General features: G+C 65.4%; 26 protein-coding genes. 17 read left to right on the top strand and 9 right to left on the bottom strand.

The features are described 5' to 3' along the window. Positions 1-270: 270 nt before the first annotated feature. Together ACFWF1_RS40755 and ACFWF1_RS40750 are read left to right on the top strand one after the other, a co-directional pair. A complete protein-coding gene (locus ACFWF1_RS40755; protein WP_379291632.1) occupies positions 271-678 on the top strand; it encodes a nitroreductase/quinone reductase family protein in 408 nt (135 codons plus the stop codon). A 451-nt stretch (positions 679-1,129) separates the two neighbouring features. Beyond that, a complete protein-coding gene (locus tag ACFWF1_RS40750; protein WP_379291634.1) occupies positions 1,130-2,314 on the top strand; it encodes a hypothetical protein in 1,185 nt (394 codons plus the stop codon). 78 nt (positions 2,315-2,392) lie between these two features. Here the strand turns inward: ACFWF1_RS40750 and ACFWF1_RS40745 are convergent, their stop codons facing one another. The 5 genes from ACFWF1_RS40745 to ACFWF1_RS40725 form a co-directional block, all read right to left on the bottom strand. Beyond that, positions 2,393-2,704 (bottom strand): tetratricopeptide repeat protein, encoded by a 312-nt coding sequence (locus tag ACFWF1_RS40745; protein WP_379291636.1) that lies wholly within the window; start codon positions 2,702-2,704, stop codon positions 2,393-2,395. Between the two features lie 61 nt (positions 2,705-2,765). Next, positions 2,766-3,077, bottom strand: a complete 312-nt coding sequence (locus ACFWF1_RS40740; protein WP_379291637.1) for a hypothetical protein — start codon at positions 3,075-3,077, stop codon at positions 2,766-2,768. A 530-nt stretch (positions 3,078-3,607) separates the two neighbouring features. Beyond that, entirely contained in the window at positions 3,608-3,781 is a 174-nt protein-coding gene (locus ACFWF1_RS40735; RefSeq protein WP_379291639.1) for a hypothetical protein, read from the bottom strand. A gap of 25 nt (positions 3,782-3,806) precedes the next feature. Then, positions 3,807-5,060 (bottom strand): hypothetical protein, encoded by a 1,254-nt coding sequence (locus tag ACFWF1_RS40730; RefSeq protein WP_379291641.1) that lies wholly within the window; start codon positions 5,058-5,060, stop codon positions 3,807-3,809. 355 nt (positions 5,061-5,415) lie between these two features. Continuing rightward, positions 5,416-5,694 (bottom strand): chitin binding peritrophin-A domain-containing protein, encoded by a 279-nt coding sequence (locus tag ACFWF1_RS40725; protein ID WP_379291643.1) that lies wholly within the window; start codon positions 5,692-5,694, stop codon positions 5,416-5,418. A 309-nt stretch (positions 5,695-6,003) separates the two neighbouring features. On the opposite strand from ACFWF1_RS40725, the gene ACFWF1_RS40720 reads away from it, so the two are divergent. After that, positions 6,004-6,138, top strand: a complete 135-nt coding sequence (locus tag ACFWF1_RS40720) for a hypothetical protein (protein ID WP_379322272.1) — start codon at positions 6,004-6,006, stop codon at positions 6,136-6,138. 1,083 nt (positions 6,139-7,221) lie between these two features. On the opposite strand, the gene ACFWF1_RS40715 is transcribed toward ACFWF1_RS40720, so the two are convergent. Further along, positions 7,222-7,857, bottom strand: coding sequence for a TetR/AcrR family transcriptional regulator (locus ACFWF1_RS40715; protein WP_379291647.1), 636 nt, complete (start codon positions 7,855-7,857; stop codon positions 7,222-7,224). A gap of 147 nt (positions 7,858-8,004) precedes the next feature. Here ACFWF1_RS40715 and ACFWF1_RS40710 point away from each other — a divergent pair, with 147 nt between their 5' ends. From ACFWF1_RS40710 to ACFWF1_RS40700, 3 genes are all read left to right on the top strand, one after another. Beyond that, positions 8,005-8,763 (top strand): SDR family NAD(P)-dependent oxidoreductase, encoded by a 759-nt coding sequence (locus ACFWF1_RS40710; protein WP_379291649.1) that lies wholly within the window; start codon positions 8,005-8,007, stop codon positions 8,761-8,763. Positions 8,764-8,984: 221 nt separating this feature from the next. Next, the gene (locus ACFWF1_RS40705; RefSeq protein ID WP_379291651.1) at positions 8,985-9,254 is read left to right on the top strand and encodes a hypothetical protein; all 270 of its coding nucleotides are present in this window, start codon (positions 8,985-8,987) and stop codon (positions 9,252-9,254) included. Between the two features lie 848 nt (positions 9,255-10,102). After that, a complete protein-coding gene (locus tag ACFWF1_RS40700) occupies positions 10,103-10,276 on the top strand; it encodes a hypothetical protein (protein ID WP_379322271.1) in 174 nt (57 codons plus the stop codon). A gap of 190 nt (positions 10,277-10,466) precedes the next feature. Here ACFWF1_RS40700 and ACFWF1_RS40695 read toward each other — a convergent pair whose 3' ends face one another. Together ACFWF1_RS40695 and ACFWF1_RS40690 are read right to left on the bottom strand one after the other, a co-directional pair. Continuing rightward, the gene (locus ACFWF1_RS40695) at positions 10,467-12,521 is read right to left on the bottom strand and encodes a CocE/NonD family hydrolase (RefSeq protein WP_379291653.1); all 2,055 of its coding nucleotides are present in this window, start codon (positions 12,519-12,521) and stop codon (positions 10,467-10,469) included. A gap of 318 nt (positions 12,522-12,839) precedes the next feature. Beyond that, entirely contained in the window at positions 12,840-13,463 is a 624-nt protein-coding gene (locus ACFWF1_RS40690; RefSeq protein ID WP_379291654.1) for a TetR family transcriptional regulator, read from the bottom strand. Positions 13,464-13,602: 139 nt separating this feature from the next. Between ACFWF1_RS40690 and ACFWF1_RS40685 the strand changes: the two genes are divergently transcribed. Beyond that, positions 13,603-14,661, top strand: coding sequence for an AraC family transcriptional regulator (locus tag ACFWF1_RS40685; protein ID WP_379291655.1), 1,059 nt, complete (start codon positions 13,603-13,605; stop codon positions 14,659-14,661). A gap of 102 nt (positions 14,662-14,763) precedes the next feature. Here ACFWF1_RS40685 and ACFWF1_RS40680 read toward each other — a convergent pair whose 3' ends face one another. Next, complete coding sequence (locus ACFWF1_RS40680) at positions 14,764-15,699, bottom strand: LysR family transcriptional regulator (protein ID WP_379291657.1); 936 nt, start codon at positions 15,697-15,699, stop codon at positions 14,764-14,766. Between the two features lie 310 nt (positions 15,700-16,009). Here ACFWF1_RS40680 and ACFWF1_RS40675 point away from each other — a divergent pair, with 310 nt between their 5' ends. From ACFWF1_RS40675 to ACFWF1_RS40630, 10 genes are all read left to right on the top strand, one after another. Then, entirely contained in the window at positions 16,010-16,669 is a 660-nt protein-coding gene (locus ACFWF1_RS40675; protein ID WP_379291658.1) for a TetR/AcrR family transcriptional regulator, read from the top strand. A gap of 365 nt (positions 16,670-17,034) precedes the next feature. Then, positions 17,035-18,921, top strand: coding sequence for a molecular chaperone DnaK (gene dnaK / locus ACFWF1_RS40670; RefSeq protein WP_379291660.1), 1,887 nt, complete (start codon positions 17,035-17,037; stop codon positions 18,919-18,921). Between the two features lie 12 nt (positions 18,922-18,933). Continuing rightward, positions 18,934-19,431 (top strand): nucleotide exchange factor GrpE, encoded by a 498-nt coding sequence (locus ACFWF1_RS40665; protein WP_379291662.1) that lies wholly within the window; start codon positions 18,934-18,936, stop codon positions 19,429-19,431. A 6-nt stretch (positions 19,432-19,437) separates the two neighbouring features. Further along, on the top strand, positions 19,438-20,343 hold the full coding sequence (locus tag ACFWF1_RS40660; protein ID WP_379291664.1) for a DnaJ C-terminal domain-containing protein: 906 nt from the start codon (positions 19,438-19,440) through the stop codon (positions 20,341-20,343). Further along, positions 20,340-20,657 (top strand): chaperone modulator CbpM, encoded by a 318-nt coding sequence (locus ACFWF1_RS40655; protein ID WP_379291666.1) that lies wholly within the window; start codon positions 20,340-20,342, stop codon positions 20,655-20,657. The genes ACFWF1_RS40660 and ACFWF1_RS40655 overlap by 4 nt, the downstream gene beginning before the upstream one ends. Continuing rightward, positions 20,639-23,269: an ATP-dependent chaperone ClpB gene (clpB, locus tag ACFWF1_RS40650; RefSeq protein ID WP_379291668.1), complete on the top strand. Its 2,631-nt coding sequence runs from the start codon at positions 20,639-20,641 to the stop codon at positions 23,267-23,269. The genes ACFWF1_RS40655 and clpB overlap by 19 nt, the downstream gene beginning before the upstream one ends. A 15-nt stretch (positions 23,270-23,284) precedes the next feature. Continuing rightward, the gene (locus ACFWF1_RS40645) at positions 23,285-23,737 is read left to right on the top strand and encodes a thioredoxin family protein (protein ID WP_379291670.1); all 453 of its coding nucleotides are present in this window, start codon (positions 23,285-23,287) and stop codon (positions 23,735-23,737) included. Further along, positions 23,734-24,000, top strand: a complete 267-nt coding sequence (locus ACFWF1_RS40640; protein ID WP_379291671.1) for a UBP-type zinc finger domain-containing protein — start codon at positions 23,734-23,736, stop codon at positions 23,998-24,000. The genes ACFWF1_RS40645 and ACFWF1_RS40640 overlap by 4 nt, the downstream gene beginning before the upstream one ends. After that, positions 24,000-25,649 carry an FAD-dependent oxidoreductase gene (locus ACFWF1_RS40635; RefSeq protein ID WP_379291673.1) on the top strand — a complete coding sequence of 550 codons (1,650 nt, stop codon included), beginning with the start codon at positions 24,000-24,002 and terminating at the stop codon, positions 25,647-25,649. The genes ACFWF1_RS40640 and ACFWF1_RS40635 overlap by 1 nt, the downstream gene beginning before the upstream one ends. Before the next feature lie 14 nt (positions 25,650-25,663). Further along, positions 25,664-26,104, top strand: a complete 441-nt coding sequence (locus tag ACFWF1_RS40630; RefSeq protein ID WP_379291675.1) for a DUF1931 family protein — start codon at positions 25,664-25,666, stop codon at positions 26,102-26,104. Positions 26,105-26,178 lie beyond the last annotated feature (74 nt).

Genomic DNA, 26,178 nt, shown 5'->3' with positions numbered 1-26,178 from the left:
ACGGTGGGCAGCCGATTTGAGAGCACCCCACCGGGCACCTAGACCAAATCCTGGCCTGGATCCGGTCCTGACACCAAGTGTCTAACTAGCCGCATGGCGCGCGTTGTCGGCGAGTCGATATCAGCTGGACTAGACGCGTGTCTTGCGTCAACCCGGTGGCAGGCTGCGGTGGTGAGTTCGGTTGTCTGGGCTGACCCTGAGATCGCGCTGTATTGCCGACTATGTGATCCTCGTTGCCGCAACAACATTCGAATCGATGATCGGAACGGAATGTTCGAGTACAACCCTGAAGTCATCGCCGAGTTCCGTGCCAACAGCGGCCGGGTCGGCGGCCGGTTCGCCACGTTCGATCTGGCATTGCTGACCACCGTCGGCGCCCGGACCGGCCTGACGCGCATCAGCCCTGTCGTGTACTTCACCGACGGTGGCGACATTTTCGTCGTCGCTTCCGCCGCCGGTTCCGACCGGAATCCGGCCTGGTATCACAACCTCGTCGCCAACCCGGAACTCACCGTCGAGGTCGGCGCCGACAGCTACCGGGCCGAAGCGACGCCTACCGAGGGGGCAGAACGTACCCGGCTGCTCGCGCAGGCCATAACCGTCCAACCGGGTTTCGCCGAGTTCGAGGCCAAGACACGGCGACGGATCCCGGTACTGCGGATCACCCGAATCAGTTGATTCGTGGCCTGGCCGCAGGAAACTGCACGGTATCCGCATCGGTTCCGGGCCGACTGAGCTCTACCGAGAGCAGGCGATTGTCACTGCACTCGATACGGATCATCAAGCCGCTCGGCCACATCTGCTCGAACGGTGTGGCGGGTGCGGCCGGCGCCTCGTCGGTGGACAAGTTCGGCTGATCGGGAGAGGTCTCGCGTGGCCGGCCGCAGGTTTCCGAAACGGGCACAGCAACTCTCGAATCAACAGGCAACATTCGGTACTTCGCCGCGTCGGTAGTTCGCTTCAGCCTAGCGCGGTGTGCGCCGAGCGCACACTATGAGTGGTGAACGCACGTCAGCGCTTAGCTCTCCGATCTGCCCGAACCTCGAGCGTCGGAGACATTGCCGGCTGGCCCGCGGTCGACATCCGTCGGCTCCGCCGTCGCGATCGTATGTGGTGCGGTGTGCCGGTCGTGAAGGTGATTCGGTCGATCGTGACCCCCGGCGTCGAGGAGGTCCGGGCCTGGCTCGCCGACCGGGCCATCGCCTACCCCTACGACGCCCGGGTGCGGCTGCTATGGGTAGAGCGCGGCTGCACTGGCCGCCCGGCCCCGGGCTGGCAGGCCGCGTTCCTGCGCGCGCTCGTCGTAGGCTCCGACGAATGCTGTCCGTCGGACGGCTCGCTGGATCCGGTCGGGCTCGACCTGAGCGGGCTGCCGTTCCGGCTCACCCTGGGCCGCGACTGGGCACAGTTCTGTCACTCGCACGCGCTGGGTGACGGCACCGCCACCTGGCATTTCCTCGGAATGCTCTTGGCGCCGGACTATCGACAATGCACTCGATCCGGTCCGGGGACCGGTGCGCCACTGACTCGCGGACTGCTGAGGGCATTCAGCCCGCCCAGGTCACAACTTCCGCACGCGATCGCGGTGCAGCGAGAACTGATGCACCTGAGAACCCCGGGCACCCAGCACGCGGTCCACGGCGCCGACCCGCCACCTTCCTTCTCCGTGGCGACCGCCGTCAGTTCCGATTCTTTTACCCAGCGGGTCCGCATGTTTCGCGCGGCGCGGGGATCGGCGGCGTCTGTCATGTCGATCATGACGATGCGGGCGCTGCTCCTGTGCCGCCACCACGGGCTCACGGTCGACGACACGGTCACATTCATGGTCGACCTGCGGCGATATCTGGTGGCCGATACGTCGGTCGACGGCAACTTCAGCTGGTCGAAGTCGGTGCCGATCCTGGACTCGGACACACCGACCCAGCTCAGCACCCGAATCGGCAGCATCCTCGACAGCGGGTTGCCGGTGCTGATCTTCGGTGATGCTTTGCGACACTCCGCAATTCCGGGTTCCGGCCTGCCACCGGCAAGGCGTCACGGCGACCGCACGGTCCGCTTGATGATCTCGTACGCGACCAGGTGGACAACCGCGCCACAGCCCGCCGGCTCGGCACCACCGCAGATCACCGTAGCGATCGCACCGCCGGGCCCGAAATTCTTGGGCTTCAACGTCGTCGAAGCCTATGGGCGCATCCACGTGTCGATGAACTGGTGCACGGCGACACTCGATCGGGCGGTCGCCGAGCGGATCGCCACGGAGTTCGTCGCCGACCCGGGCACCGGACCGATCGACGAGTCGCTCTGGGAGCGCTGACGGGCCAGACCCGCGCCCATTGCTACTCGCTCCGCCGACTCTCGTTGGTGGCATGAAGCTGTGGCGGACGAGGGTTGGTCATGCGGGGCGGATAGGCGTTTGCTGGTTCGGGTTGTCGGTTTCGCTGCGGGCGAGGTTGTGGCGGATGGCGGCCAGTATCGGGTGCTCGGGTGGGAGCGTGCGAGTCGCGATGTGCAGGGCGCGGCGCTGGTATTCGGTGGCTTCGGTATGACGTTGTTGCTGGTGCAGCAGGGTGGCGAGATTGTTGGTGAGCACGGCGATTTCGGGATGGTCACCGCCGAGGATGCGTTGTTTGATGGTCAGTGCCTGCCGGTAATGGCCGAATACCGCGCTGTCCCGAACCGTGCCCGCGGGATGGCGGAAGATCAACTGCCGTGTCCATCCGAGTCAGCCCGAGCACGCAGCTCAGCTTGTCTGGCGGTGTCCCGGTTCAAGCAGATGGAATCGACAGATCACGACCATCGAGCACTTCGATCCCGGTCACCGATCTCGCCGCGGGGTCGAAATTCAGCAAGGCGAGAGTTTGGCCATCGCGTTCCAGCACGATGACTCCCGTGCTGGGCGAGCCGACTGGTGCGGTCAACAGGACCGGACAGGTGGGTGTGCAGGTGCATCGACCGTAGAACCGCAGATTCTGGACGGTCCGTGCTAGCCGCGCATCCTCGACCGCCAACAACTCGGCGACTTCGTTGGCCAGGCCGGGAAGAACCTCGGCGAGGCGTGGGAACTGAACCGCCGTCATGCCCGAACGATACAGCCAAGGCTTGCAAGAGATCTCAGTCTGCTCTTGAGATCAGAACCGCAGACATCCGGTACTGGCCGCGACCCGCGCGGTCCGAGGATGCACGGCGCGGGTCATCAGAAGATCCACGCGCGGAGATCATCTCGACCTCAGTAACGCGCGCTCAAGCCGATGACGGTGTTTTCGAAGTCACTCCGCCACGGGCCATCGCACTGCGATACTTGTTGCGGATGAACGGATCTACCAGCGAAAGTGACTCCGATGAGTTCTGATCCAGCTGCCGACGAGAACGAACCTGTCACCAGCGCCGAACCGGAGACGGATGCGCAGAAGTCCGAGCAGCGGACTCCGCCACGGGTGGGTGCCGTTCCAGACTCTGTCGTGTTCATCCAGCCCCCTCCGGTCGACTAGATCGAGTCGGCACGCCCGCTTCTGCCGCATAGCGCGCTCACCCGGCGGTCATTGAGGTGGATGTAGTGCGGACGAGATGCGTTCTACGACTTCACCGGTCGTACCAGCAAGCCACCGGGTCAAGCGGTGGTGTGGTCGGGAGGTGACCATCGGTAGGCGATAGGTCCGATGAGCAGGGGCTGGTCCAGCACGTCTGCCGTGCACGACACTCCGGTGACCTTCGCCGCCAAGGCGAAGGCTCTCGGCACGCCGGTCCTGACGCTGATGTGCCAGACGTCGGAGTCGGAGATCACGCGGACGTTATCCGAGATTTATGTATCACCGCCAATGTTGCTGGTTGCGTGCGGTATTCATGAACGCTCGCAGTTGCAGCCAGGGCGGGTCCTCGGCCGAAGCGCTGGTTACCGTCTCCAGGTCATCCTGATTCCAGGTCCGTGTTCCATCGGTGCGGACGAGATACTCATCGATGTCGCCGTCCTCGGGAACCTCGGAGGTGGCACTGAGGAAGTCGGACACACTGTCGGGCAGCGCAATACCGTCGACAGCGTCGGCGCGCGCGGAGGTCGGGCGCACCAGCCGGAGCCCGCCGTCACCAGATGCGACGACGAGTTCGCCGGTCGCCGTGGCGGTCAGGGCAGTCACCGGGGAATCGTTCAGGACTGCGTGGTCGACGGCGGTCATCTCGTCCACATCGACCTCGACGAGAGTTCCGGTGGGCGTGCCGATCCACAGCACGCCCGGCCGCGTTCCGAACGCGAGGTTGTGGGGTGACCACGCATCATGCTGCTCGCGCCATTCGGCGGTGTCTCCGTCAGCCGGACGGGGCTCGCCGAGGCCGGTGCTCAAAACGCGAGCCAGCGAAGGAAATTCGAAGACATCCACCGAATGCCCGTACGCGTTGCCACGGATCGCCAGATGCCGACCGTCCGCACTGAAGATGGGCGTCTGATAGCCGTCGGCATCCAGGATCAATGCCTTACGAACCACACTCATCGCATTGTCGTCGGCGAGCCGCGCGAAGATCACATGGGTCGCACCCTGATCGCTGCGGAGAGTAGCCGCCAAACCACCGGCCGGATGCAACGCAACTCCCGTGTCCCACCCGACGTCGGGGTAGACGGTCGCCGACGCGAGATCGATAGCGTCGGAACGATCTTCACCCCCATACTCGATATCGCTCGCCGACGGCGAAGCCCACAAAATCTCGCCGTCGGGACTGAACGCCATCCATCGGTAGGCAGCATCGGGCGATAGCCCCTCCGGGTCGGACATTCCCGCAGGCGTCCACTGCACGATCCTGCCCCCGATCCGCGCCAGCAGCAACGGCTCCTCGGGATGCCATGCGAGGGTAGGCGTCGACTCGCTGCGTTCCCAGATGTGCGCGACGCCATAGGCGGCGGAGTCGGCGCCGATAGACCCACGATGCAGCAATTCCCGATAATCCCAGACATGAACCGCCGGCCGCTGCGAATCGATACCGGCGACCAGCGAAAGCCGCGGGTGACAGATCAGGCGCTCAATACAACCAGCGCCACCACCCTGCCACGACGCAACCGTCTCGACCTCACTCACCCCAAGACCGTAGCTCAGACCTGCGACACGTACTCGCCCGACAGTCGCCGGTGACAAGCTGCTCACCACGTGGGACCACGCTCGGAACAGCAAGCGACACAAAGCCGTTCCGGCCGACTCACGGTTCTCGGGGATGCACGTCAGTAGTCGGGTTCTGCCTCGAGCCAGCGCGGACCCAACTGTATTCCAGTAGCGCAGATCTGGATCTCCGGCGAGTCGATTAGAGCGCAGAGATGCCGCAGCCGATGAGCGGGCCACTCGCTGGCAACCCCAGGACGCGGCAAGAGAAGCCCGGTCAGTCGCTCCTTGCGGCCAGGGCTTCGGTGTGGAAGGCAGCATAAACCGATCTTGTAGATCAGGATTGATCGGCGATCAGGCCCTCCCTCACCAGTGCCTGGTAGGTGCGCTCCAGGTTGACGTTCTTCGGGTAATCACACATTCCCGTATCCACGTTGAACAACTCTTCGGCAGGGCAGTCGAACTGTTCCGCCTCGCCATGGTTGACCTCGTAGTACTTGCTCAGGTCGCCCGGATCTGGCAACAGAGTGCCCTGAATGCGCTCCGCAGCCCACTGGTCAATGGTCAGATCGGTTCGCTTCCAGGTGCTGGGATTGCGGATATCGAAGTCGACCATCGCTGTCCTCCAAGGCATTTCGTGCGTTGAGCGTCCCTTCATGAGCACAGTAGCTGCTCGCCGGTTGCCGCGGTGGGCGTTGCGGCCAGCATGAAACACTTGCGACAACCAGACGCACTACTGTGCCGCTGGGCGGCGATTTCCGGCGCGAGATCGGCTGCGTGGCAAATGCAGTCGCGTCGCCAGTTTGAGATCAACAACGCGGGGTATCAGCTGGTCGATCACAGATTCTCGCACCAGCGCAGCCGATCGGATGCGATGCGAGAGCGCCACGGTTAGGAGTTCGTCATTATTACGTTGGGTGTCGTCTTGCTGGTACTCGGTTTCCTGCTCGGGATCCCGGTTCTGTGGACATTGGGCATTGTCGCGCTGGTGGTCGGTGCTGCCCTGGCCTTGTTCGGCGCGCTGGGACGACCGGTGGCGGGCCGGGCTCATTACTTCTAGCCAAGGCAGGCTTCGGTATCGAAGCGGTGGGGGCGGGCCGAATCCGGCTCGCCCCCACCGGTTTCCGCTCTGGTAAGTATTGGACTTCCCCGAGTTCTCCCCGCTCGCCCTGGGAACACCAACGGGGCGAGATCACCTCGATTGATAGAACGTCCGCTCTTGCCGAGTTGAGGGCATCCGGGCAGACTCCGCTACCTGACCCGATGTTCACGCTGACCTCGGCGTGCCCGAACGACGACCGCTACAGTCCATGATCGTGGATCTGCCTCAGGAAGTGCCGGCATCACCAACGATCTTTCGATCTTCGTGGGTACGTTGGGTAGAGATGGTGGTTTTGGGTCTGATAGCGATCGCGGTTGGCTGGTTGCTCCTCGTAACGACGACCACCACCACCAATCCGGCGCCGACGTTCCCCGTGGTGCGATCGTTTCGGGAGCCCTTTCTGTTCTCCTCGGACTGCACCACTTCATCCGTCCCTCACCCGAGGTGACAATCGACGATCAGGGGATGACGCTCAGCCCATTCGGCCGAATCCCGTGGGCTGGGATATCTCGCATCCATCTGATCACAGCCCATACGAGGAGGCATCTAGCCGTCGAACTAGTCGAGCCGATGCCGAAGCTCACCGAAAGGCGTTGGCCCAGATGGATCTACGGCCCGCTGGGCAAGTTCTGGATCGGCTACCCGCTTACCATCTCGGAGCGCTGGCTACGCCCAACCTCACTGGACGACATCGCCGACGAATTGCACAGGCGAAACCCTGGTCTGGTCATCACCAGATCCGAACGGAAAGGCTTCCGCCGGTGAGCCAGCCCGAGCTGCCTCGACCCAGCTAGCAGACGCATCTGATCTGGTCCCGATGAGCGCCTGCACGCCAATCAACTCCACAGAGAACCTCCGGCAATGCCGCTGGGCGCGCGTTCCGCGCGGATGGTGGCCAGGCCTTGGACTGGCTGGCCGCCAACGCTTCTGAAACGTCCGGTTCTGCCGATTGCAGTGCATTTGTCGTCGGGAGGCTTTGACTACCGGTAATCGGCCCGGGGCCGCCGGCATCCGGTGCGGGCATGCGAATTCCGGTTCGGATCAGGCTGGTCGATCGGTGGTGTAGCGGGCGAGCATGGTTTCTACAGCCTGCTCGACGGCGTAGCGGATGTCAGAGGCTGCGGGGTTCCAGTCGGTCAGCAGCATGCGGGGCCACAGGACGTAGTTGGCGATCATCCCGAGGAATTGGTTTGCGGCGCTCTCGGCGTCCGGGACGTCGGCGTTACCGGCCTCGTGCTCCGACTCGAGGTAGTGCTGGACCGAGGTGAAGTAGGGCAGCTTGCCGAGCTGGAACTGCATCCGTCCCAGTTCGGGGAAGCGGGGCAGCTCGGCGATGACGATGCGGAACAGGGCTGTCATGGCGGGCCGGCCGATCAGGTCGGCGTAGCGGTGGCCGATGGAGGTCAGGCCGGAACGCAGGTCTCCGGTCTGCGGCTGTGTGACAGTGCCTGCGGCGTCGCGCTGCCAGGACTCGGTGACGATGGCCTCGAACAGGGCTGCCTTGGTGGGGAACTGCTTGAACAGGGTCGACTTCGAGACTGCCGCCTCTTCGGCAATGCGGGCGAGGGAAGTGCCGTCGTAACCGCGGTTCAGGAAGAGGTCCGTGGCTGCGGAGATGATCGCCGCACGCTTTTGCTGGGCGAGGCGGCGGTGATGTGCGGAGAGCTCTGCTGCCATGCGTGCAGTATGCCCTAGCTCCGAGGCGAGTCACTTGACTCGCCTCTTATGGCATGTCTACAGTGCGATGGAAAGGCGAGTCGATCGACTCGCATCTGATTGCGGCGCCCGCCGTCTCTCCGGTGCCGTGCGATGAGGGAGCAAATGATGACAGCCGACAGGATCGCTTTGGTGACCGGTGCGAATCGTGGCCTGGGTCGGAGTACGGCACTGGCCCTGGCGGCGCGCGGAGTGCGGGTCGTGGTCACCCATCGCGGTGATGCGGCCGGGGCCGAGGAGACCGCGCAGCAAGTGCACGCTGCGGGCGGGACTGCCGCTGTCGTACGGCTCGATATCAGCGACGTTCCCTCTTTCGGAGCCTTCACTTCCGAGCTGAGCGGACTGCTCGAGCGCTGGGGGGCTTCGCGGCTCGATATCGTGGTCAACAACGCGGGGGTGGGCGTGTTCGGCCCGCTGGAAGCTGTCACGGCCGACGACTTCGACACGGTGTTCGACACGAACGTGCGGGGCACGTTCTTCCTTATCCAGTCGCTTGTGCCGCTGCTGGCGCAGGGCGCCCGCGTCATCAACGTCTCGTCGTCGTTGACCCGCCACACCAGTCCCGCGACCTCGGTCTACTCCGCTTCGAAGGCCGCCGTCGAGGCCTTGAGCCGCACTCTGGCCGCAGAACTCGGCCCCCGCGGCATCCGAGTCAACTCCATCGCCCCGGGGCCGACCGCCACCGACTTCAACGGCGGCGCCATGCGCGATGACGCCCAGATGCGCCAGGGTCTCGCCGGGCAGACCGCGCTCGGCCGCGTCGGCGAACCCGAGGAGATCGGCGACGCCATCGCCACGCTGGCGTCGCCGGGCCTGCGCTGGATGACGGCCGAGCGCATCGAGGTCTCCGGCGGCGCCCTCCTCTGACCGGCGCGTCCGGGTCGCGCAGGGCGCGAATTCTCCAAGCCGTAGTTTCGCCAGGCCGGGCCCGACCGAGAGCGCGGGTTCGACCACATCGAACGCACGGTGATAGCCGCTGGGCGCGCGCTGGTTGGTCGTCCAAATATGTTGGTCGACAAGGCGTTTCCAACGCGTGCATGCTGAATTGGGGGCAATCCGCCGGGACGATTTCATGCCATACTCATCGGATGACGAAGCGTCAGCGGGGACTGCGGCAGTGGTTGCGTGATGACCTCGAGAAGATGGTCGGTTTCCGTGGCGCAGCACGGTTGATTCGCCGTGAGCCGCGCTTGCTGTTGCGGTTCGCGCTGTATCTCGCAGTCACATTCGGAGTAACGGTCATCGGCTTCGCATTGGCTGGTCGTCTTGATGCCTTCGGCAACTGGGCCTTCTTCCCAGCCCTGGTGTCCGGCGGCCTGTTCGGTAATCTGCTCTACGAACGACGCGAATCTCAGTAGCCGCGCGGTGAGCATGGGGCTTTCGCACCTACAGTGCGAGGCGCCGCTCGCCGCCCATATGGCCTCGGGCACATAACAACTCAACGAAACCTCAAGCCGATGTGCGGGCATTCGGGCGGACAGCTGCGACCGACAGGCGATGCCACCCCCTCGAGCCTCTCGGGTATGCGCCAGTCCCGCTGGACACCCCTTCTGTCTCCGCGCGGCCTGACCCGATCGAGGTCATGACACTCCGAGGGATACTGGTCGGACGATCATGAGGAACTGGTGCTGGTATCGCCCGAGAGGCGAGTTGCCTGAGTTCCTCGTGATCGCCTGTCCAACAATGCATCTCGAATGAGGTCGGCCAAACAGACGGTGTTGCCGTATCGCCGTGCGGCGACAACGCCGGGCGCGGGTGGCCCAGGAGAACCTCAACACGGGTACGCCTCGCCACCGGCCCTGCCTCACCCGATCCGGTCGGGCTCAACCGTGATGCAGCCGACGACTACGAACTGCGACCCACGCGTTTCGAACCGGCCCCCCGCGGGCCGGACCATACCGATTGCAGGCCGTCCCTCGGCGGTGTTTTCCATTGCGGCACAGCGATCTTCATGTACGTCGGAATCGAGACGTCACCAGTCCAGCCTGCCTGCGAGTCGAAGGTCGCTGTTGCCACCTACCGGCCGGCAGCACTGCATGTCAGCCCGAGCGGGACACGCGAAGCGACCGGAATCCATCTGATGACACGCCCGGATCGATCGCCACGCCGGGATCGAGCCAGTTGTTTGCCGGGTCGGCACTGCACCGATGGTTAGCGTCTACCGTTTTGATCGCCTTGTTCCACCGAGGAATGAGGGGAATCCGCCATGAGCGCTGGAGAATTCGCACCCGCCCAGGATCTGGGCAAGCCGGCTTCGCCGAGCACGTACCAACAACTCATCGGGCCGAGAGTCCTGGGAACTTCGGCGGCGCGGGCATTCCTGTCCACGCTGCCGAGGGTGTTCGACGACGAACGGGTACGCCGATCGGTCGGGGGGTGATGGGCCCGGACCGCCGGTGTACTGTCCCGCTCCGGAGCGGATCGACACCGCGTGCCAAGATCGATGTGGGGGATGCGCCGCCGACACAGTATTTCGTGACGAGATCGTCGACGCTCCAGTGCGGGTGCGGGCAGCCCACGGCGCCGTGCATTCCCCCTGGAGATGCACGGTGCCGTGGGCGGTTACTGCCCTATTCCGGGATGTCGGTGCTCAGCGGGATGTTCACCCAGCTGGGCTCGTTCGGGTCCAGGCGTAGGTGTTGTGGGGCCAGCTTGCTGTCGACCAGGATCGGCATGGGCGGCAAGCCTTTCGGGAAGTTGCTCGCGTAGACATCGACTCGCAATCGATGCCCGGGTTGCAGGACAGCGTCGGTCGGGTCGACGGCTATATCGAGGACCAGGGGCTGGCCGGGCGTCACGGTCTGTCGCTTGTCGACGTCTATGTAATACGAAGGGCGCGTGTAGTCGCCGTTGGACGATTTCGTGCTTTTGAATTCATCGATCTGCCGTAGTGAGGAAACCAGTTGGCCCGAGCTGATCTCGCGTGACCGGCCGTCCGGGGACACGTCGTTCACCGTGACGACCCAGTATCCGTCGGGTTGATCGAGCACGGTGTTGAGGTGGGCGTTGATGGCGCCGGACATCGTCGTCGGCTCGGTCACCGGACTGCTGGTGAAGCTGAGACCGTTGTTCTCCCAGATCCGGGAATCCTCCCCACAAGCCATGATGATCGACGGTACGCCCGCCAGGATTCGCGAGGTGTCGCGTGAGCAGGCGCTCAGCACGCCCGGCGCGACGGTCAGATCGTTGACGCCGCCCTGCTTGGCCAGGCCCGAAAGTCCGCCGTCATAAAGCGAATTCGCGGTGCCGGAGCGCTGATCGTTCAAATACATTCGCCGGTAGCCGGTTTCGATCTGCGGGAAGGTGTCCGACGAGATCCACCCGCCGCCTTGCTGTTTCAGCGTGAGCGGGCTGTAGTTGTCGATCCCGTTGTCGATTCCCTTGAGCCACTTGTCGAACCATGCGCGTTGCAGCACATCCAGGCGGGGCGGCATGCCCGGATCGCCGAACCCCTTGACGCCCGCGCCCGCGTGAAAGCCCTCACCCATGACAAGCTTCTTACGATCCGGCGTCTGCGGCATCGCATTGTAGGTTTCGGTGGGGGTGCTGCCGAACAGATCCCACCAGCCGCTGATCATGAAGCTCGGTGCCGTGACCATCTCGGTGTCCGCCTTCAAGCCCTTGCGCAGGTCCGAGTCCGGGCCCAAGAGGTCGTGCGTCTTGGGGGTGAGCTGGCCGGTGTTCATCGCCGTGAAGGCATTGGCGACAACATCGACCATGGTCAGCGGGTCGGCGAGCCTGTCCTGCAACCACTTCAGCTGTTGCGCGGGATCGAACTTTCCCGCGATGATCGACTCCACGTCGGGTGCGAATTTGGCCAGGTTCACCACCATCGGCCAGAACGCCGCGAATCCGAATCCGACACTGCCGCCCGGGGCCACGATGTCGTCGACCAGATCGCCGCTGCCGATATAGGTGAATGCCGCCTTCACGGCCGGATTGCCGCGGTCGGCAGCCCGCAACGCCGCGATCCCGGTGGCCGACGTGCCTTTGACGGCGACACCGCCATCGCTCCACGGCTGCTTGGTGATCCAGTCGATCACCTCGGCCGCGTCTTGGCGCTCCTTGTCCCCGAACATCTGCCATTTGCCTTCGGACGTCCCGGTGCCGCGGATGTCGACGTGCACCATGTTGTAGCCGCCCTTGACCAGGTCATAGTTGTGCAGGAAGGTCTGGATCGGTCCGGAGCGAAGCTGCTCGGTCAGATCGGTGATCCCCTCGAGCCCGGACCCGGGCGGCGCGCCGATGGAGCCGATCCACGGCAGCAGCACGTTCTCGATTCCCGGGATTTGCAACAGCACCGAGGCCAGGTTGATCGCGATTTTGCTGTAGGTCTCGAACTCCACGATCGTCGGCAGCTTCGCGTCCACCGGTCGCCCGGTGTTCCCGGGCCGGGTGACATCGAGCTTGAGCACCGTCCCGTCGCTCATGGTGACCGGCACCGCCAGGTCCGGGAAGATCTGCGAAAACGGTTGCGGCCCATCGACTGCCGCCTTCCACCCGGCCGCGTACTGCCCACCGTCGATCCCGGTGAACTCGGGAGTCGCGTCGGCCACCGGGCAGGCGAACAGCGCCACGGCGGCGACTCCGACGATCGACGCGACCGTTTTCCGGGCGAACGTCATCGTCCGTTCCCTTGATTTCATAACGCTCCACATTCTTTCGGGCCATTCGAGGCGGCCGCGTTTTCTGCATTCAGGGCGCATGCTGATTGCCGGTTACCGGCGAGTAGGGACTGTAATGGCCGACACAATCCAAGGCAACAGGTCAATTGCCTGCAGTTTCAATGTAATTCGAGGTCAAGTGGCATATTTCGGCTGTTTTATCCTATGGCGACATTCTTTTGCAGATCGGGCTCGCAGCAAAAAGAGACCCCCGATTCGCGGAACGAACCGTGGGCGATGACTTGCTTGTCCGGCGCGCCGGACGATCCGCTGCGGCGACTACTCGCTCGCCTCGCGGGCGCCCGCGCCGAACGGTTCGAGCATCCGCAGCAGCAGCGAGACCCGGCGTGTGTTGCTTCTCGGGTGATGTTCGCGCAGTGGCCGCTGGAAGACTTCGCTGTCGAACAGATCGGAAACCATGAAGACCAGCGTGATGGCATCCTCGTAGCCGAGATCGGTTTCGTGACCGACCATTTCGCGTGCCGTCTCGATCATCAACGGCCCCACGTCGCGCATGGCCTGCTGCAGACTCGCGCGCAGGAACGGGTCCGTTCGGGCGGCCATGGTCAGTTCGAGGATGACCGTGTGCGTCGGCCGGCCGCTCAGCTCGCGCAGCACCTGCAGCGAGGTCTCCATGTCGGTGCGGCCCTCGCGCCCGGCCACCTCGCGGAACCGCTGCCGGGTGGCCTCGACCTGACGGCGAACCGCTTCGTGCGCGGTCGCCGCCATGAAGTCGCTCATGGTCGGAAAATGCCGGAACAACGCACCGTAGGACAGTCCGGCCCGAGCGGTGATGTTCGTGACCGAGGCCCGCGCATAACCGAGTTCGTCGATGACTTCGATGCTGGCGTCGAGCAGGTTCGCGATGGTCGTTTCGCGGCGCTCGCGCTGGGTTCGGCTCACCGGCTCACGGTACAACCGAGGCGATTGCCGGTCAGATGGAAATCAATCACAATGTTGTGGCGGATTGTGACCTGGGTTACCGTCTATTCGCGAGTAGGCCGAAGGGAAGCCGAACTGTCCCACCGGGAGGGGTGATCCAATGGTGACCACGGCACGAGCGGCCAGCCTGCGAGGCTACCCGGCGCTGGTAGATGAACTGGGCGGTGACGGCCAGGCCCTGCTCGAACGCTTCGATATCAGTCCCGGCGCGCTCGACAACGACGATGCGATCGTTCCCGCGGAGGTGATCGGGTGGGCGCTCGAAGCGGCCGCAACCGAACTGGACTGCCCCGACTTCGGGCTGCGTCTGTCGTCCCGGCAGGACCCGGAGGTGCTCGGCGCGCTGGCGATCGTGGTGGCCAACGCCGCCACCGTCGGTGACGCGCTGGCCTACGCGTCTCGTTTCCTGTTCACACACAACAGCGGCATCGCGATCCGGCTGACCGGCGACCCGGAAAAGGAGGCGGGCACGATCGCGCTCGAATACCGCGACACCGCCGACTCGACGGGCTTCGTACAGGGCACCGACCTCTCGGCGGGCACGATCCACAACTGCCTGCGCAAGGTGCTGGGCGGTGACTACGGCCTGCGCTCACTCCACCTGCCGCACAAGCCATTGGCCCCCGTCGCGCGGTACCGCGAATACTTCGGCGCCCCAGTCGTGTTCGAGACCGGACGGACCGCCTTTCGGATACCGGACGACCTACCCGACCGGCCGATCACCGGCGGCAACCCGATCCTGCGCACGATGTCCGTCGACTATCTGACGCGCAACTTCTCCGAACTGGATTGGACGTTGAGCGCACGGGTGCGCGTAGCGATCCTGCAGACGATCAGCACCACCAAACCCGACATCGAGTCCGTGGCGCGCACGCTGAGCATGCACGAACGCGCCTTGCAACGCGCACTCGCCGACGAGGGAACCACCTTCAGCGAACTACTCGACGGAGCCCGCCGCGACACGGTGCACCGGATGCTGTGCGATACCGATCTGCCGATGAGCCGAATATCGACGCTCGTCGGGTTGCGTGAGCAATCGGCGCTGACTCGTCTGGTCCGGCGCTGGTTCGGAGCCACCCCGCAGCAGATCCGCAACTCCGCCCGAGCCCAACACGGCCCCCGCCCCGGCCTGCGCATCCAACCGGTCACCCGCGATTAGCGGGCGCCGATCCGGTGCCACCTGGGCGGCAACCGATTGTGTTGTCCGGACCAGGGCTTGTCGCGTCCGAGATCGACGGGCTCGGTGATCGCGGAGCGCCACTTACGGTCCGGGCCGCCCGATTTCCAGTAGGCCCGAGGCCGTGAACTTTCGGACTAGTTCCGACTCGGTGACGACCTCGAGGAACTTCTCGACATGGAAGGACTTGTCGCGTGCGCGCACGGTCAATTCCCGGCGAATCGGACGGGGTAGTCGGACCAGGGACAGCAGCCTGGTCGATCCGTGTAGCGCCATTTTCGGTACCAGTGCGACACCGACGCCGTGCTCGACGAGGTTCAGTGCGGTGGTGACGTCGGGTGCGCGGACGGTGAACCGCACGTGCACGCCCGCCAGGCCCGCCTCGCGCGAAACGATGTCGGTGAGATCGGAATTCGTGCCGCAGCGGATCCACGGCGCCTCGACCAGCTGCTTCCACGAGCCGTCGAAGCTGCCGCGCTGGCCGGGATGGCAGACGACGACGAGTTCTTCCTCGCCTAAGCGGTGCACCACCCGCGAGGTCGACTGTTCGAGCGGGCCGATGGCGAGATCCACCGCGCCGTCGGCCAACGCGGTGTTGAGTTCGCGGAGATCGTTGAACGCCCGAACCTCGACGTTGTCCATATGTTGTTTGTGGCGCAACCGGTAGATAAGCGGTGGCAGCAGTTTCTGGGCAATGGTCGGCGTGGTGCCGACGGTCATCATGCCCTCGCCGAAGGTGTGTCCCATGGCGATCGCTTGCCGGGCGGACTCGACCACAACGGAGGCCTGGGCGAAGAACTCACGGCCGAACTTGGTGAGTCTCGACCGGCGTGACCGCGGATCGAACAGCTTCTGGCCGAGCGTGGACTCCAGCGCGTCGATCTGCTGCGACATGGCCGACGGTGTTATTCCGAATCGCCTGGCGGCGGCCGACAGCGAGCCGAGTTGGACCGCGTTCACGAAGTAGTCGAACTGGCGCAACGTGATCGTATTGGAAGTCAGTAAGTGGCAGTCAGACATCGGCAACCTTTGTCCAGAGCCGTCGGCTCATGCACAGCACCTTCTTACCCGCTGCCACCGGCCCGTGCGACCTCTGGTGCCTGCCCGCATGGTGGCTCTCCGTCTTGGCGCAGCTTCCGCTGCGGCCTTCATTCCGCGGGCTCATCGGCCTCGGGTTTGTCCTGATCACGGCGACTTTGCCGCGAGTCGATCACAACGGAAACACTGTCGTACCTAAACATCGGAGGACTGTATCCCTCATCACGTGAGCGCGCAATAGAGGCCGCCACCAACCACGGTTGCCTGCCCGATCTCGGATACGCTGCGTTCGATGAATGCGCGCAACGCTGGTTCTGCCACCCGGCTACCTCCTGGGCGGCACAAACTCGCGCGCGATACCGTCGTAAATTCCCAGATCCAACGACTGCATCGCGCCGCGTTCGAGCAGATCGCGGCCCACGGCTACCACGGCACCTCCGTCGCCGCGATCGTCGCCGCGGCAGGGGTCTCCCGGCGCACCTTCTACGAGTTCTTCGCCAACAAACAAGACTGCTTCCGCGCCGCCTGCGACTATTTCGTCGCCACCCTCGACACCGAACTCCGCACGCGCGCAGCAACACTGGACACCCGCCACTGGCGCACCCTCGTCCACGACTCCCTCGAGCTGTATCTGACCGCGCTCGCCGACAACCCCGCCATCGCGCAAGCCCTGCACGTCGAAACCCTCGTCGCCGGCCGCGAACTCGCCGAACAACGAGCCCAGGTCCAAGCAATCCTCGCCGACCGCATGCGCCGAGCCCACCACCTCGCCCGTCAACAACAACCCACCCTCCCCGCCCGTCCCGACGAGACCTTCGACTTCATCATCGGCGGCATCGACGACCGCGTCCGCCACTGCCTGCAAACCCAAGGCCCCGCACACCTACCAACCCTGCTGCCCTTGCTCAACACCGCCACCGTCGCCCTTTTCGGCGCCCCCGAACACCTATGAACCAGCCCGCAGCCTGAACGGTCGGAGCGAAGACCTCGAACGACCAGGGCCGATCTAGGGCTGACCTGCCGCCCGACTGGCCGCTGCCCGGTCGAAAGGCCGCCGTCGGCCAATCACCTTGCCCGAGACGCTGAGCGATCCAGGGTGGCGGCTTGCGGTTCGACACGCCAGGGGAGAGGGGCGCGGCCGAGCATGAACTCGGCTACACCTCCGCGATCCGTCGTCGCTCGCCCTTGGTCCAGCAGGACCAATCGGTGTGCGTTTTTCGCCTCGTCAGGCCGTGTCGTAGCTCGGGTGTGGTCGGAAGGATTGGCGGTATCGAATATCCGGCGGCCGGCCGGTCGCGTCGATCCGAAGGAATTGATATGGCCACTGCGGTAGGAATCGATCTGGGAACTACGAACTCTGTCATCGCGAGCTGGCAGGGCGGCGAGCCGGTGGTGATCGCCAACGTCGAGGGGGCGCGCACCACGCCATCGGTGGTCGCGTTCACCGAGAGTGGTGAGCGACTCGTCGGTCAACTCGCCCGCAGACAGGCGATCCTGAACCCGAAGGGCACGATCTATTCGGCCAAGCGATTCATCGGGCGTCACTTCGACGAGATTTCGGCGGAAGCCAAGGCGGTGAGCTTCGACGTCGTCGAGGGCGAGGGCGGCGTCGCCCGATTCGATGTGCGGGGCAAGTTGTATGCGCCCGAGGAGATCAGCGCGCAGGTGTTGCGCAAGCTGGTCGATGACGCGAGCAAGTATCTGGGGGAGCGGGTCAAAGAAGCGGTGATCACCGTGCCCGCCTACTTCAACGACGCGCAGCGCAATGCCACCAAGGACGCGGGCCGGATCGCGGGACTCGAGGTCCTGCGCATCATCAACGAGCCGACCGCCGCCGCGTTGGCGTACGGACTGGACAAGCAGACTCATGAGACGGTGCTCGTATTCGACCTCGGCGGAGGCACTTTCGATGTCAGCCTGCTCGACGTCGGTGAAGGCGTAGTCGAGGTCCGCTCCACCGCGGGTGATTCGCATTTGGGCGGCGACGATTTCGACCGGCGCATCGTCGACTATCTCGCCGACGAATTCCAGCGCGACGAGCACATCGACCTGCGGGCCGATCCGCAAGCGCTGCAACGGCTTTTCGAGGCGGCGGAGAAGGCCAAGGTCGAGCTGTCCTCGGTGACGCAGACCCAGGTGAATCTGCCCTTCGTCACCGCCGACGCGAACGGACCCAAGCACCTCACCACCACGCTCATGCGCTCGAAGTTCGAGGACCTGACCGCGGACCTGGTGCAGCGCTGCCTCGGCCCGGTCGAGCAGGCCATGACCGATGCCAAGGTCACCGCCAATGACATCGACGAGGTGATCCTGGTCGGCGGTTCCACCCGCATCCCGGCGGTACAGGCGCTGGTGCGCAGGCTGACCGGCGGCAAGGACCCGAACATGAGCGTCAATCCGGACGAGGTGGTCGCGCTCGGCGCGGCCGTGCAGGCGGGTGTGCTCAAGGGCGAGGTCTCCGATGTGCTGCTGCTGGACGTCACGCCGCTGTCGCTGGGCGTGGAGACCCAGGGTGGGGTGATGACGAAGATCATCGAGCGCAACACCACCATCCCGGCCCGGCGCAGCGAGGTGTTCTCCACCGCGGAGGACAACCAGCCCGCGGTCGATGTGGTTGTGCTGCAAGGCGAACGCGAGCGTGCCGCCGACAACCGGGTGCTCGGCCGGTTCCGGCTGGAGGACATCCGGCCCGCGCCGCGCGGCCAGGCGCAGGTCGAGGTCATCTTCGACATCGACGCCAACGGCATCCTCAATGTCACCGCGCGCGACAAGGACACCGGCAAAGAGCAGAGCATCACGATCAGCGAGCAGTCCAATCTGGACCAGAGCGAAGTCGACCGGATGCTCGCCGAGGCCGAGCGGCACCGCCGCGAAGACGAGGAACTGCGCAAGGCCGTCGATGCCCGCAACGCGTTGGATTCGGCCGCGTACCAGGTGGAACGGCGGCTGGCCGAGCTCGGCGACAGCGCGCCGCCGCACGAGCGGGCACGCGCCGAGATGCTGATCGCTGACGCCAGACAGGCCGTCAAAGGAGAAGCGCCGCTGGATCGGGTGCAGTCGCTCACCTCGGAACTGCAGCAATTGCTGTACGGGTTGCAGCCCACGCAATCCGGGGGCGGCGACGGACAGTCCAGCTACGCGGGTGCACGGTCGGGCGCGCCCGGTGACGACGACGTGATCGACGCCGAGTTCGACCAGAGCTGAGGAGGTTCGGCGATGGAAACCTCCGCAGACCAGTCGATCACCGACACCCCCGACCCGGACGCGGTGCAGGAACAACCCGACGCCCAGAACGCCGAGTGGGAAGACCGCGCGCGGCGCACCGCAGCCGATCTGGACAACCTGCGCAAGCGCTACGCCAGGGATCTCGATCGAGAGCGCGCGGCCGAACGAGCGAAGGTTGCCGGGGCCTGGCTACCGATGCTGGACAACTTGGAATTGGCGCTGGCGCACGCGAACAGCGAGACGGACCCGCTCGTCGCGGGCGTCCGCGCGATCCGGGATCAGGCGGTGCAGGTACTCGAACAGCTCGGCTACCCGAGACATTCGGAGGTGGGAGTCGCGTTCTCCCCGGAAAGGCACGAGGTGGTCAGCGTGGTCGACCGGCCCGATTTCCCGCCGGGGACCGTGGTCGAGGTGCTGCGCCCCGGATATGGCGAGAACGCACAGCAACTGCGTCCGGCGGCCGTGATCGTCAGCAGACGCGAGGGGTGAGCGTCGATGGCGCGCGACTACTACGAGGTCCTCGGGGTTTCCCGCGACGCCGACAAGGACCAGATTCAGCAGGCGTATCGCACGCTGGCGCGGCGATACCACCCGGACGTGAATGCCGATCCGGCGGCGGAGGATCGGTTCAAGGAGGTCAGTGCGGCCTATGAGGTCCTGTCCGATCCGGCGACGAGGAGTCGCTACGACCGCTTCGGTGCGGACTTTCGGCGGGTGCCGGAGGACTACGACGAACGGGCCGGCGCGGCCACCGGCGGGTTCGGTGGCGGCGGTGGCGGGACTCGTGTGCACTTCGGTCGCGGTTTCGACGGCAACGTCGATTTCGGCGACATATTCGGCGATATCTTCGCTGGCCGTGGCGGATACGGACCGATTCCGGGCGCCGATCAGGAGGCCGCCCTGGAGTTGACCGTCGAGGAGGCCTACCGCGGCGGCAAACGCAAGCTCCGGCTCGGCGAACGCAACTACGACGTCGATATTCCGGCCGGCGTCATCGACGGCCAGCGGATCCGGTTGGCCGGGCAGGGGGGTAGCGGCAGCGGTGACGCGCCCGCCGGAGATCTCTACCTGGTCGTGCACATCAAGCCGCATCCGCGCTTCCGGTTGGTCGGCCGCGACATCTACGTCGACCTGCCCGTCGCCCCCTGGGAGGCGGTGCTGGGTGCCACGGTCGCGATCTCGACGCCGAGCGGCGAGGCGAAAGTCAAAGTGGCGCCGGGCTCCTCGACCGGCCGCAAGCTGCGATTGCGTGGTGCGGGCGTGCCCAACCGTCGCGGCACCGACGGCAACCTGTACGCCGAGGTCAAGGTCATGGTGCCGGCGAAACCGACCGCGCGCGAACGCGAGCTGTTCGAGCAGTTGGCCGCCGCGTCGACCTTCGATCCGAGGAGAGAACAATGAGCGCGCCCACAGCGCACTACGTGATCGTGCGGCGAGCGGGGCTACGGCTCGACGAGTTTTCCCGGCGGTCCGGTCTGCATCCGGACATGGTGCGCCGATTGGTCGCACTCGGGCTGCTCGACGGTGCCCGCGAAGGCACCGATCTTCGCTTCGAACCGGCCGCGGTGGCCGTTGTCGCCCGAATCCAGCGCTTACGGTCCGGGCTCGGATTGAACTACGCGGCAATCGGATTGGTGCTCGATCTGCTGGACCGAATCGAAGAACTCGAAGCCGATCCGCGAAGGAGGACGTCCCGATGGACACCAGCAAGTTGACGGAGAAGTCTCGGGAAGCCTTGAGCGAAGCGCAGAACGCGGCGACGCGATTGGGGCACAGCGAGGTCGACGGCGAGCATCTGCTGCTCGCCTTGGTCGACCAGCCGGACGGACTGGTGCCCCGGCTGCTCGACCACGCGGGCGCGGACCTCGACGCGTTGCGCGCCGACCTGAATCGCGAGCTGGCCCGCCGGCCCAAGGTGAGCGGTCCCGGCGCCGCGCCCGGGCAGGTGACGGTCACCCGGCGATTGGCCGCGCTGCTCGCGTCGGCCGAGCGAGAAGCCAAGCGGCTCAAGGATTCCTATGTTTCGGTGGAGCACCTGATCATGGCGTTGGCCGAAGAGGGATCGGGCACCGCGGCGGGCCGGATTCTCGCGGGCCATGGCATCACCAGAGAGTCGTTCCTGCAGGCGCTCACCACGGTTCGGGGCAATCAGCGGGTGACCTCGGCGACCCCGGAGGGTGCTTACGAGGCACTGGAGAAGTATGGCCGCGATCTGGTGGCCGAGGCCCGCGCGGGCAAGCTGGATCCGGTTATCGGCCGAGACGCCGAGATCCGCAGGGTGACACAGATTTTGAGCAGGAAGACCAAGAACAATCCGGTATTGATCGGTGATCCCGGTGTCGGCAAGACCGCGATCGTGGAGGGCTTGGCTCAGCGCATCGTGCGTGGCGATGTGCCGGAAGGCCTGCGCGACAAGACGATCTTCTCCCTCGATATGGGGTCGCTGGTCGCGGGGGCGAAGTATCGCGGCGAGTTCGAGGAGCGGCTGCAAGCGGTGTTGTCGGAGGTGAAGGCGGCCGAGGGCCGCATCCTGCTCTTCGTCGACGAGCTGCATACCGTGGTCGGCGCGGGATCGGCCGGCGGTGACGGATCCCTCGACGCGGGCAATATGCTCAAACCGATGCTCGCCCGCGGCGAGTTGCACATGATCGGCGCGACCACCCTGGATGAGTACCGCAAGCACATCGAATCCGATGCGGCACTGGAACGCCGATTCCAGACGGTGCTGGTGGACGAGCCCAGCGTGGAGGACGCGGTGTCCATCCTGCGCGGGCTGCGCGAACGCCTCGAAGTCTTCCACGGAGTGAAGATCCAGGACGGTGCACTGGTGGCCGCGGTGACCCTGTCGCATCGCTACATCACCGACCGCTTCCTGCCGGATAAAGCCATCGACCTGGTCGATGAGGCCTGTGCCCGGCTGCGTACCGAAATCGACTCGATGCCAGCCGAACTCGATGAACTCACCAGGAAGGTGACCAGGCTGGAGATCGAAGAGGCGGCACTGTCCAAGGAGACCGACGCGGCGAGCAAGGCTCGGCTCGAGGAGCTGCGGCGCGAACTTGCCGATGTGCGGGCCGAGGCCGACTCGCGGCACGCCCAGTGGGAGGCCGAACGGCAGGCGATCCGGCGGGTGCAGGAGCTGCGTGGACAACTCGAGCAGTTGCGCCGCGAAGCCGAGGAGGCCGAACGCAATTACGACCTCAATCGCGCGGCCGAGTTGCGTTATGGCGAGATCACCGAGCTGGAACGTAATCTGCGGGCGGCAGAGGAACAATTGCAGACCAAGCAGGGTAAGCAGCCGCTGCTGCGCGAGGTGGTCACCGAGGACGAGATCGCCGAAATCGTCGCCGCGTGGACCGGAATCCCGGTAGTGCGGCTACAGGAGGGCGAGCGGGAGAAGCTGCTGCGGCTCGATGAAATCCTGCACGAGCGGGTGATCGGGCAGGAGGAGGCGGTGCAACTCGTCGCCGATGCGGTGATCCGGGCCCGTTCGGGCATCCGCGATCCGCGCAGGCCGATCGGGTCGTTCATCTTCCTCGGCCCCACCGGCGTCGGTAAGACCGAACTCGCGAAGACCTTGGCCGCAACACTTTTCGACAGCGAAGACAATATGGTGCGCCTGGACATGAGCGAGTACCAGGAGCGGCATACGGTCAGCCGGTTGATCGGCGCGCCGCCCGGCTACGTCGGTTATGACGAAGGCGGGCAGCTCACCGAGGCGGTGCGCCGCAAGCCCTACTCGGTGGTGTTGTTCGACGAGATCGAGAAGGCGCACGCCGACGTCTTCAACACGCTGTTACAGGTGCTCGACGACGGCCGTATCACCGATTCACAAGGCAGGCACGTCGATTTCCGCAACACCGTGGTCATCATGACCTCGAATATCGGCTCCCACCACCTCCTCGACGGGGTCACCGCCGACGGCGAGATCAAGCCGGACGCACGGGATCGGGTGCTCGCCGAGCTGCGCGGGCACTTCCGCCCCGAGTTCCTCAACCGCGTGGACGACATCGTGCTGTTCACGCCGCTGACGCTGCCCCAGATCGAGCACATCGTCGTGCTGCAACTCGAAGAACTCCGGCACCGCCTGGCCGAACGGCAGATCACCCTCGACATCACCCCCGAGGCCCGCAGGCTCATCGCCCGGCACGGATTCGATCCGGTCTACGGCGCGCGGCCGCTGCGCCGCTACATCGCGCACGAAGTCGAGACGAAGATCGGCCGGGCGCTCGTGCGCGGCGACATCGGCCAGGGCGGCACCGTCACTGTCACCGTGGCCGGTGCGGATCTCGCCGTCGCGTACACCACGCCCGCGCTCACCGGATGAGAACGAGGTACGACTATGGAAACCGCGAAGATCAAATGCCCCAACTGCGGGATGGTGAACCGGGTTCCGGGTGCGGCGGCGGGCACACCGCGCTGCGGCAACTGCCACACACCGCTGCCGTGGATCGTCGCGGCCGGTGACGACGACTTCACCGAGGTGACCGAAAAGTCCTCGGTGCCGGTCCTTGTCGATCTGTGGGCGACCTGGTGCCGGCCTTGCGTGCTGGTCAGCCCGGCGCTCGAACAGCTCGCGACCGAACGTGCCGGTCGGCTGAAGCTGGTCAAGGTCGACGTCGATGCCGCACCCCGCACCGCCGAGCTGTTCGTCGTGCGAGCCGTGCCGACTTTGCTCGTACTCGACCACGGCGAGGTGCTGGCCCGGCAGGCCGGCGCCGCTCCGATGCCGGAACTACGGAGATGGCTGGACCAGAACCTGTCCGACCGAACGGAGAAGGATGTGAGCGCATGACTTCGATCCATACTGATCCCCACGTCGCGGCGATCCGGCCGGTGACGCCGCGGACACCGCAGGGTTGCGAGGAATGTCTTCAACTCGGCACGCCGTGGGTGCATCTGCGGCTGTGCCTGACCTGCGGGCACGTCGGCTGCTGTGACTCGTCCCCGATGCGGCACGCGCGAGCGCACGCCGGTGGGGTCGGTCACCCGATCGTCGAATCGATGGAACCGGGCGAGAATTGGCGCTGGTGTTACGTCCACCAGAATTTCGTCTGATGAGCGCCGAAACCCCCGACGAAGTGGGCGCGTTTCCGCGATTGTCGGAGGCGCAGGTGGCGACGCTCGCCGTCGGCGGTACCCGGAGGTCGGTGCGCGCCGGAGAGATATTGATTCGGGCCGGGGCGCCGAGCGATGAGTTCTTCGTGATCCTGTCCGGCACCGTCGCGATCATCGACGACGATGCGGGGGAACCCCGGGTGCTGCGTATACACGGGCCCGGCCGATTCCTCGGCGAGCTGGGCCTGCTGGAAGGTCAGGTCGCGTTCTATACCGCGCAGATGATCGAGGACGGCGAAGTGCTGGCGGTCCCGGTCGACCGCATACGCGCACTGGTCGAACACGATCCGATGCTCAGCGACCTCATTCTGCGGGCGTATCTGATCCGCCGCTGCCGACTGCTCGGTATGGTGTCCGGGTTCCGGATCATCGGTTCCTGCTATTCACCCGACACCCGGCGGCTGCGCGAGTTCGCCGTGCGAAACCGTCTGCCGCACAACTGGATCGACCTCGAGCGCGACAGCAGGGCCGAGCGGCTCCTCGCTGATCTCGGTGTCGCGGCCGAGGACACACCGGTCGTCATCTGGCGGGGCGAGCGTGTGCTGCGCAATCCGACGAATGCCGAATTGGCGCGCCTCATCGGCCTACCGGTGCCGGACACGCTGCGCGAGGTGTGCGACCTCATCGTGGTGGGTGCCGGCCCGGCCGGTCTGGCCGCCGCGGTGTACGGCGCCTCGGACGGGCTCGACACGTCGGTGCTGGAAGCGATCGCGGCGGGCGGGCAGGCGGGTACCTCCTCGTGCATCGAGAACTACCTGGGCTTTCCCGCAGGCATCTCGGGCACCGAACTGGCCGAGAGGGCGGTCATCCAGGCCGGAAAGTTCGGTGCTCGGTTGCTGGTGTCCGCGGACGTGGTCGGGCTGGAAGCCGAGGACGGACATCATCTGCTGCGGCTGGCCGGTGGCGGCGCGTTGCTCGGCCGCACGCTGGTTCTGGCCACCGGCGCCCGCTATCGCAGACTCGCCGTAACCGGGATCGAGCGCTTCGAAGGCACCAGTGTGTATTACGCCGCTACCCACCAGGAGGCGTCGATGTGCGGTGTGGACCCGGTGGCGATCGTCGGCGGCGGCAATTCCGCCGGGCAGGCGACGGTCTTTCTCGCAGGGCGGGTCGCGCACGTGCACCTGCTCATTCGGGATGGCGACCTCGGCAAGAGCATGTCCCGCTATCTGGTCGAGCGGATCGAGCAGCACCCGCGGGTGACGGTGCACCGCAACACCGAGGTGCGCGAGGTGATCGGGACCGGCGAGCTCGACGCGATCGTGGTCGAGAACAATCGCACGCCGGAGCGGGAGACGCTTGCCGTGCGCGCCCTGTTCGTTTTCATCGGCGCGACGCCGTGCACCGCGTGGCTGGCGGACTCCGTGGCACTCGATGCGCACGGCTTCGTCCGCACCGGCCCGGACGCGGTGTACCCGGCCGAGGATCAGCATTATTCCGGCCGTCGGCCGCTGCCGCTCGAAACAAGCAGGCCCGGCGTCTTCGCGGTGGGCGATGTCCGTAGCGGCTCGGTCAAACGGGTCGCGTCCGCTGTTGGTGAAGGCGCGATGGCGGTGCGCCACATTCACGAATACTTCGAGAGGGGCTGATCGGAATGCCGATAATGGGCGTTGTCAAATTTCAGCGTTTTTTCCGCGCTGCGGCCGGGCTGCAGGTGCACCACAACGATCTCGCGCGCTACACCGAGTTCATCGACGACAAGATCTACGACCTGTTGCTCGTGGCCAAGGCATCGGCGAAGGCGAACGCGCGTGACGTGATCGAGCCGTGGGATCTGCCGATCACCGCAGGCCTGCAGCAGAGCATCCATCGCTTCGAGAAGCTGGACGAGGAGATCGAGCTGCAACCGCTGCTCGACCAACTCGTCGCCCGTCCGCCGTTGGACGTGGCGCTCTCGCCGGAGACCGAGCGCCGGCTGCCGCTGATCGCCGGCGGCCTGAGTGTGGCGCTCGCGCGGACGTTCGTCGCGATCGCCCCGAAGGCCAAGCATCCGGGAACCGCCGAATGGTCGGTAGTATTCGAGATATTTCATTTGCTGCTTTGATGCATTAATGGTGCATATTCGTCCGGATTGCATACGCCGGACGAGTTGGGGGTATCTCGATGATCAACATCCCA

It is taken from the genome of Nocardia sp. NPDC060255 (assembly GCF_042727395.1).
Classification (GTDB): domain Bacteria; phylum Actinomycetota; class Actinomycetes; order Mycobacteriales; family Mycobacteriaceae; genus Nocardia.
The sequence above is the reverse complement of the archived record's forward strand: the minus strand, read 5'-3'. Positions and strand labels throughout refer to the sequence as shown.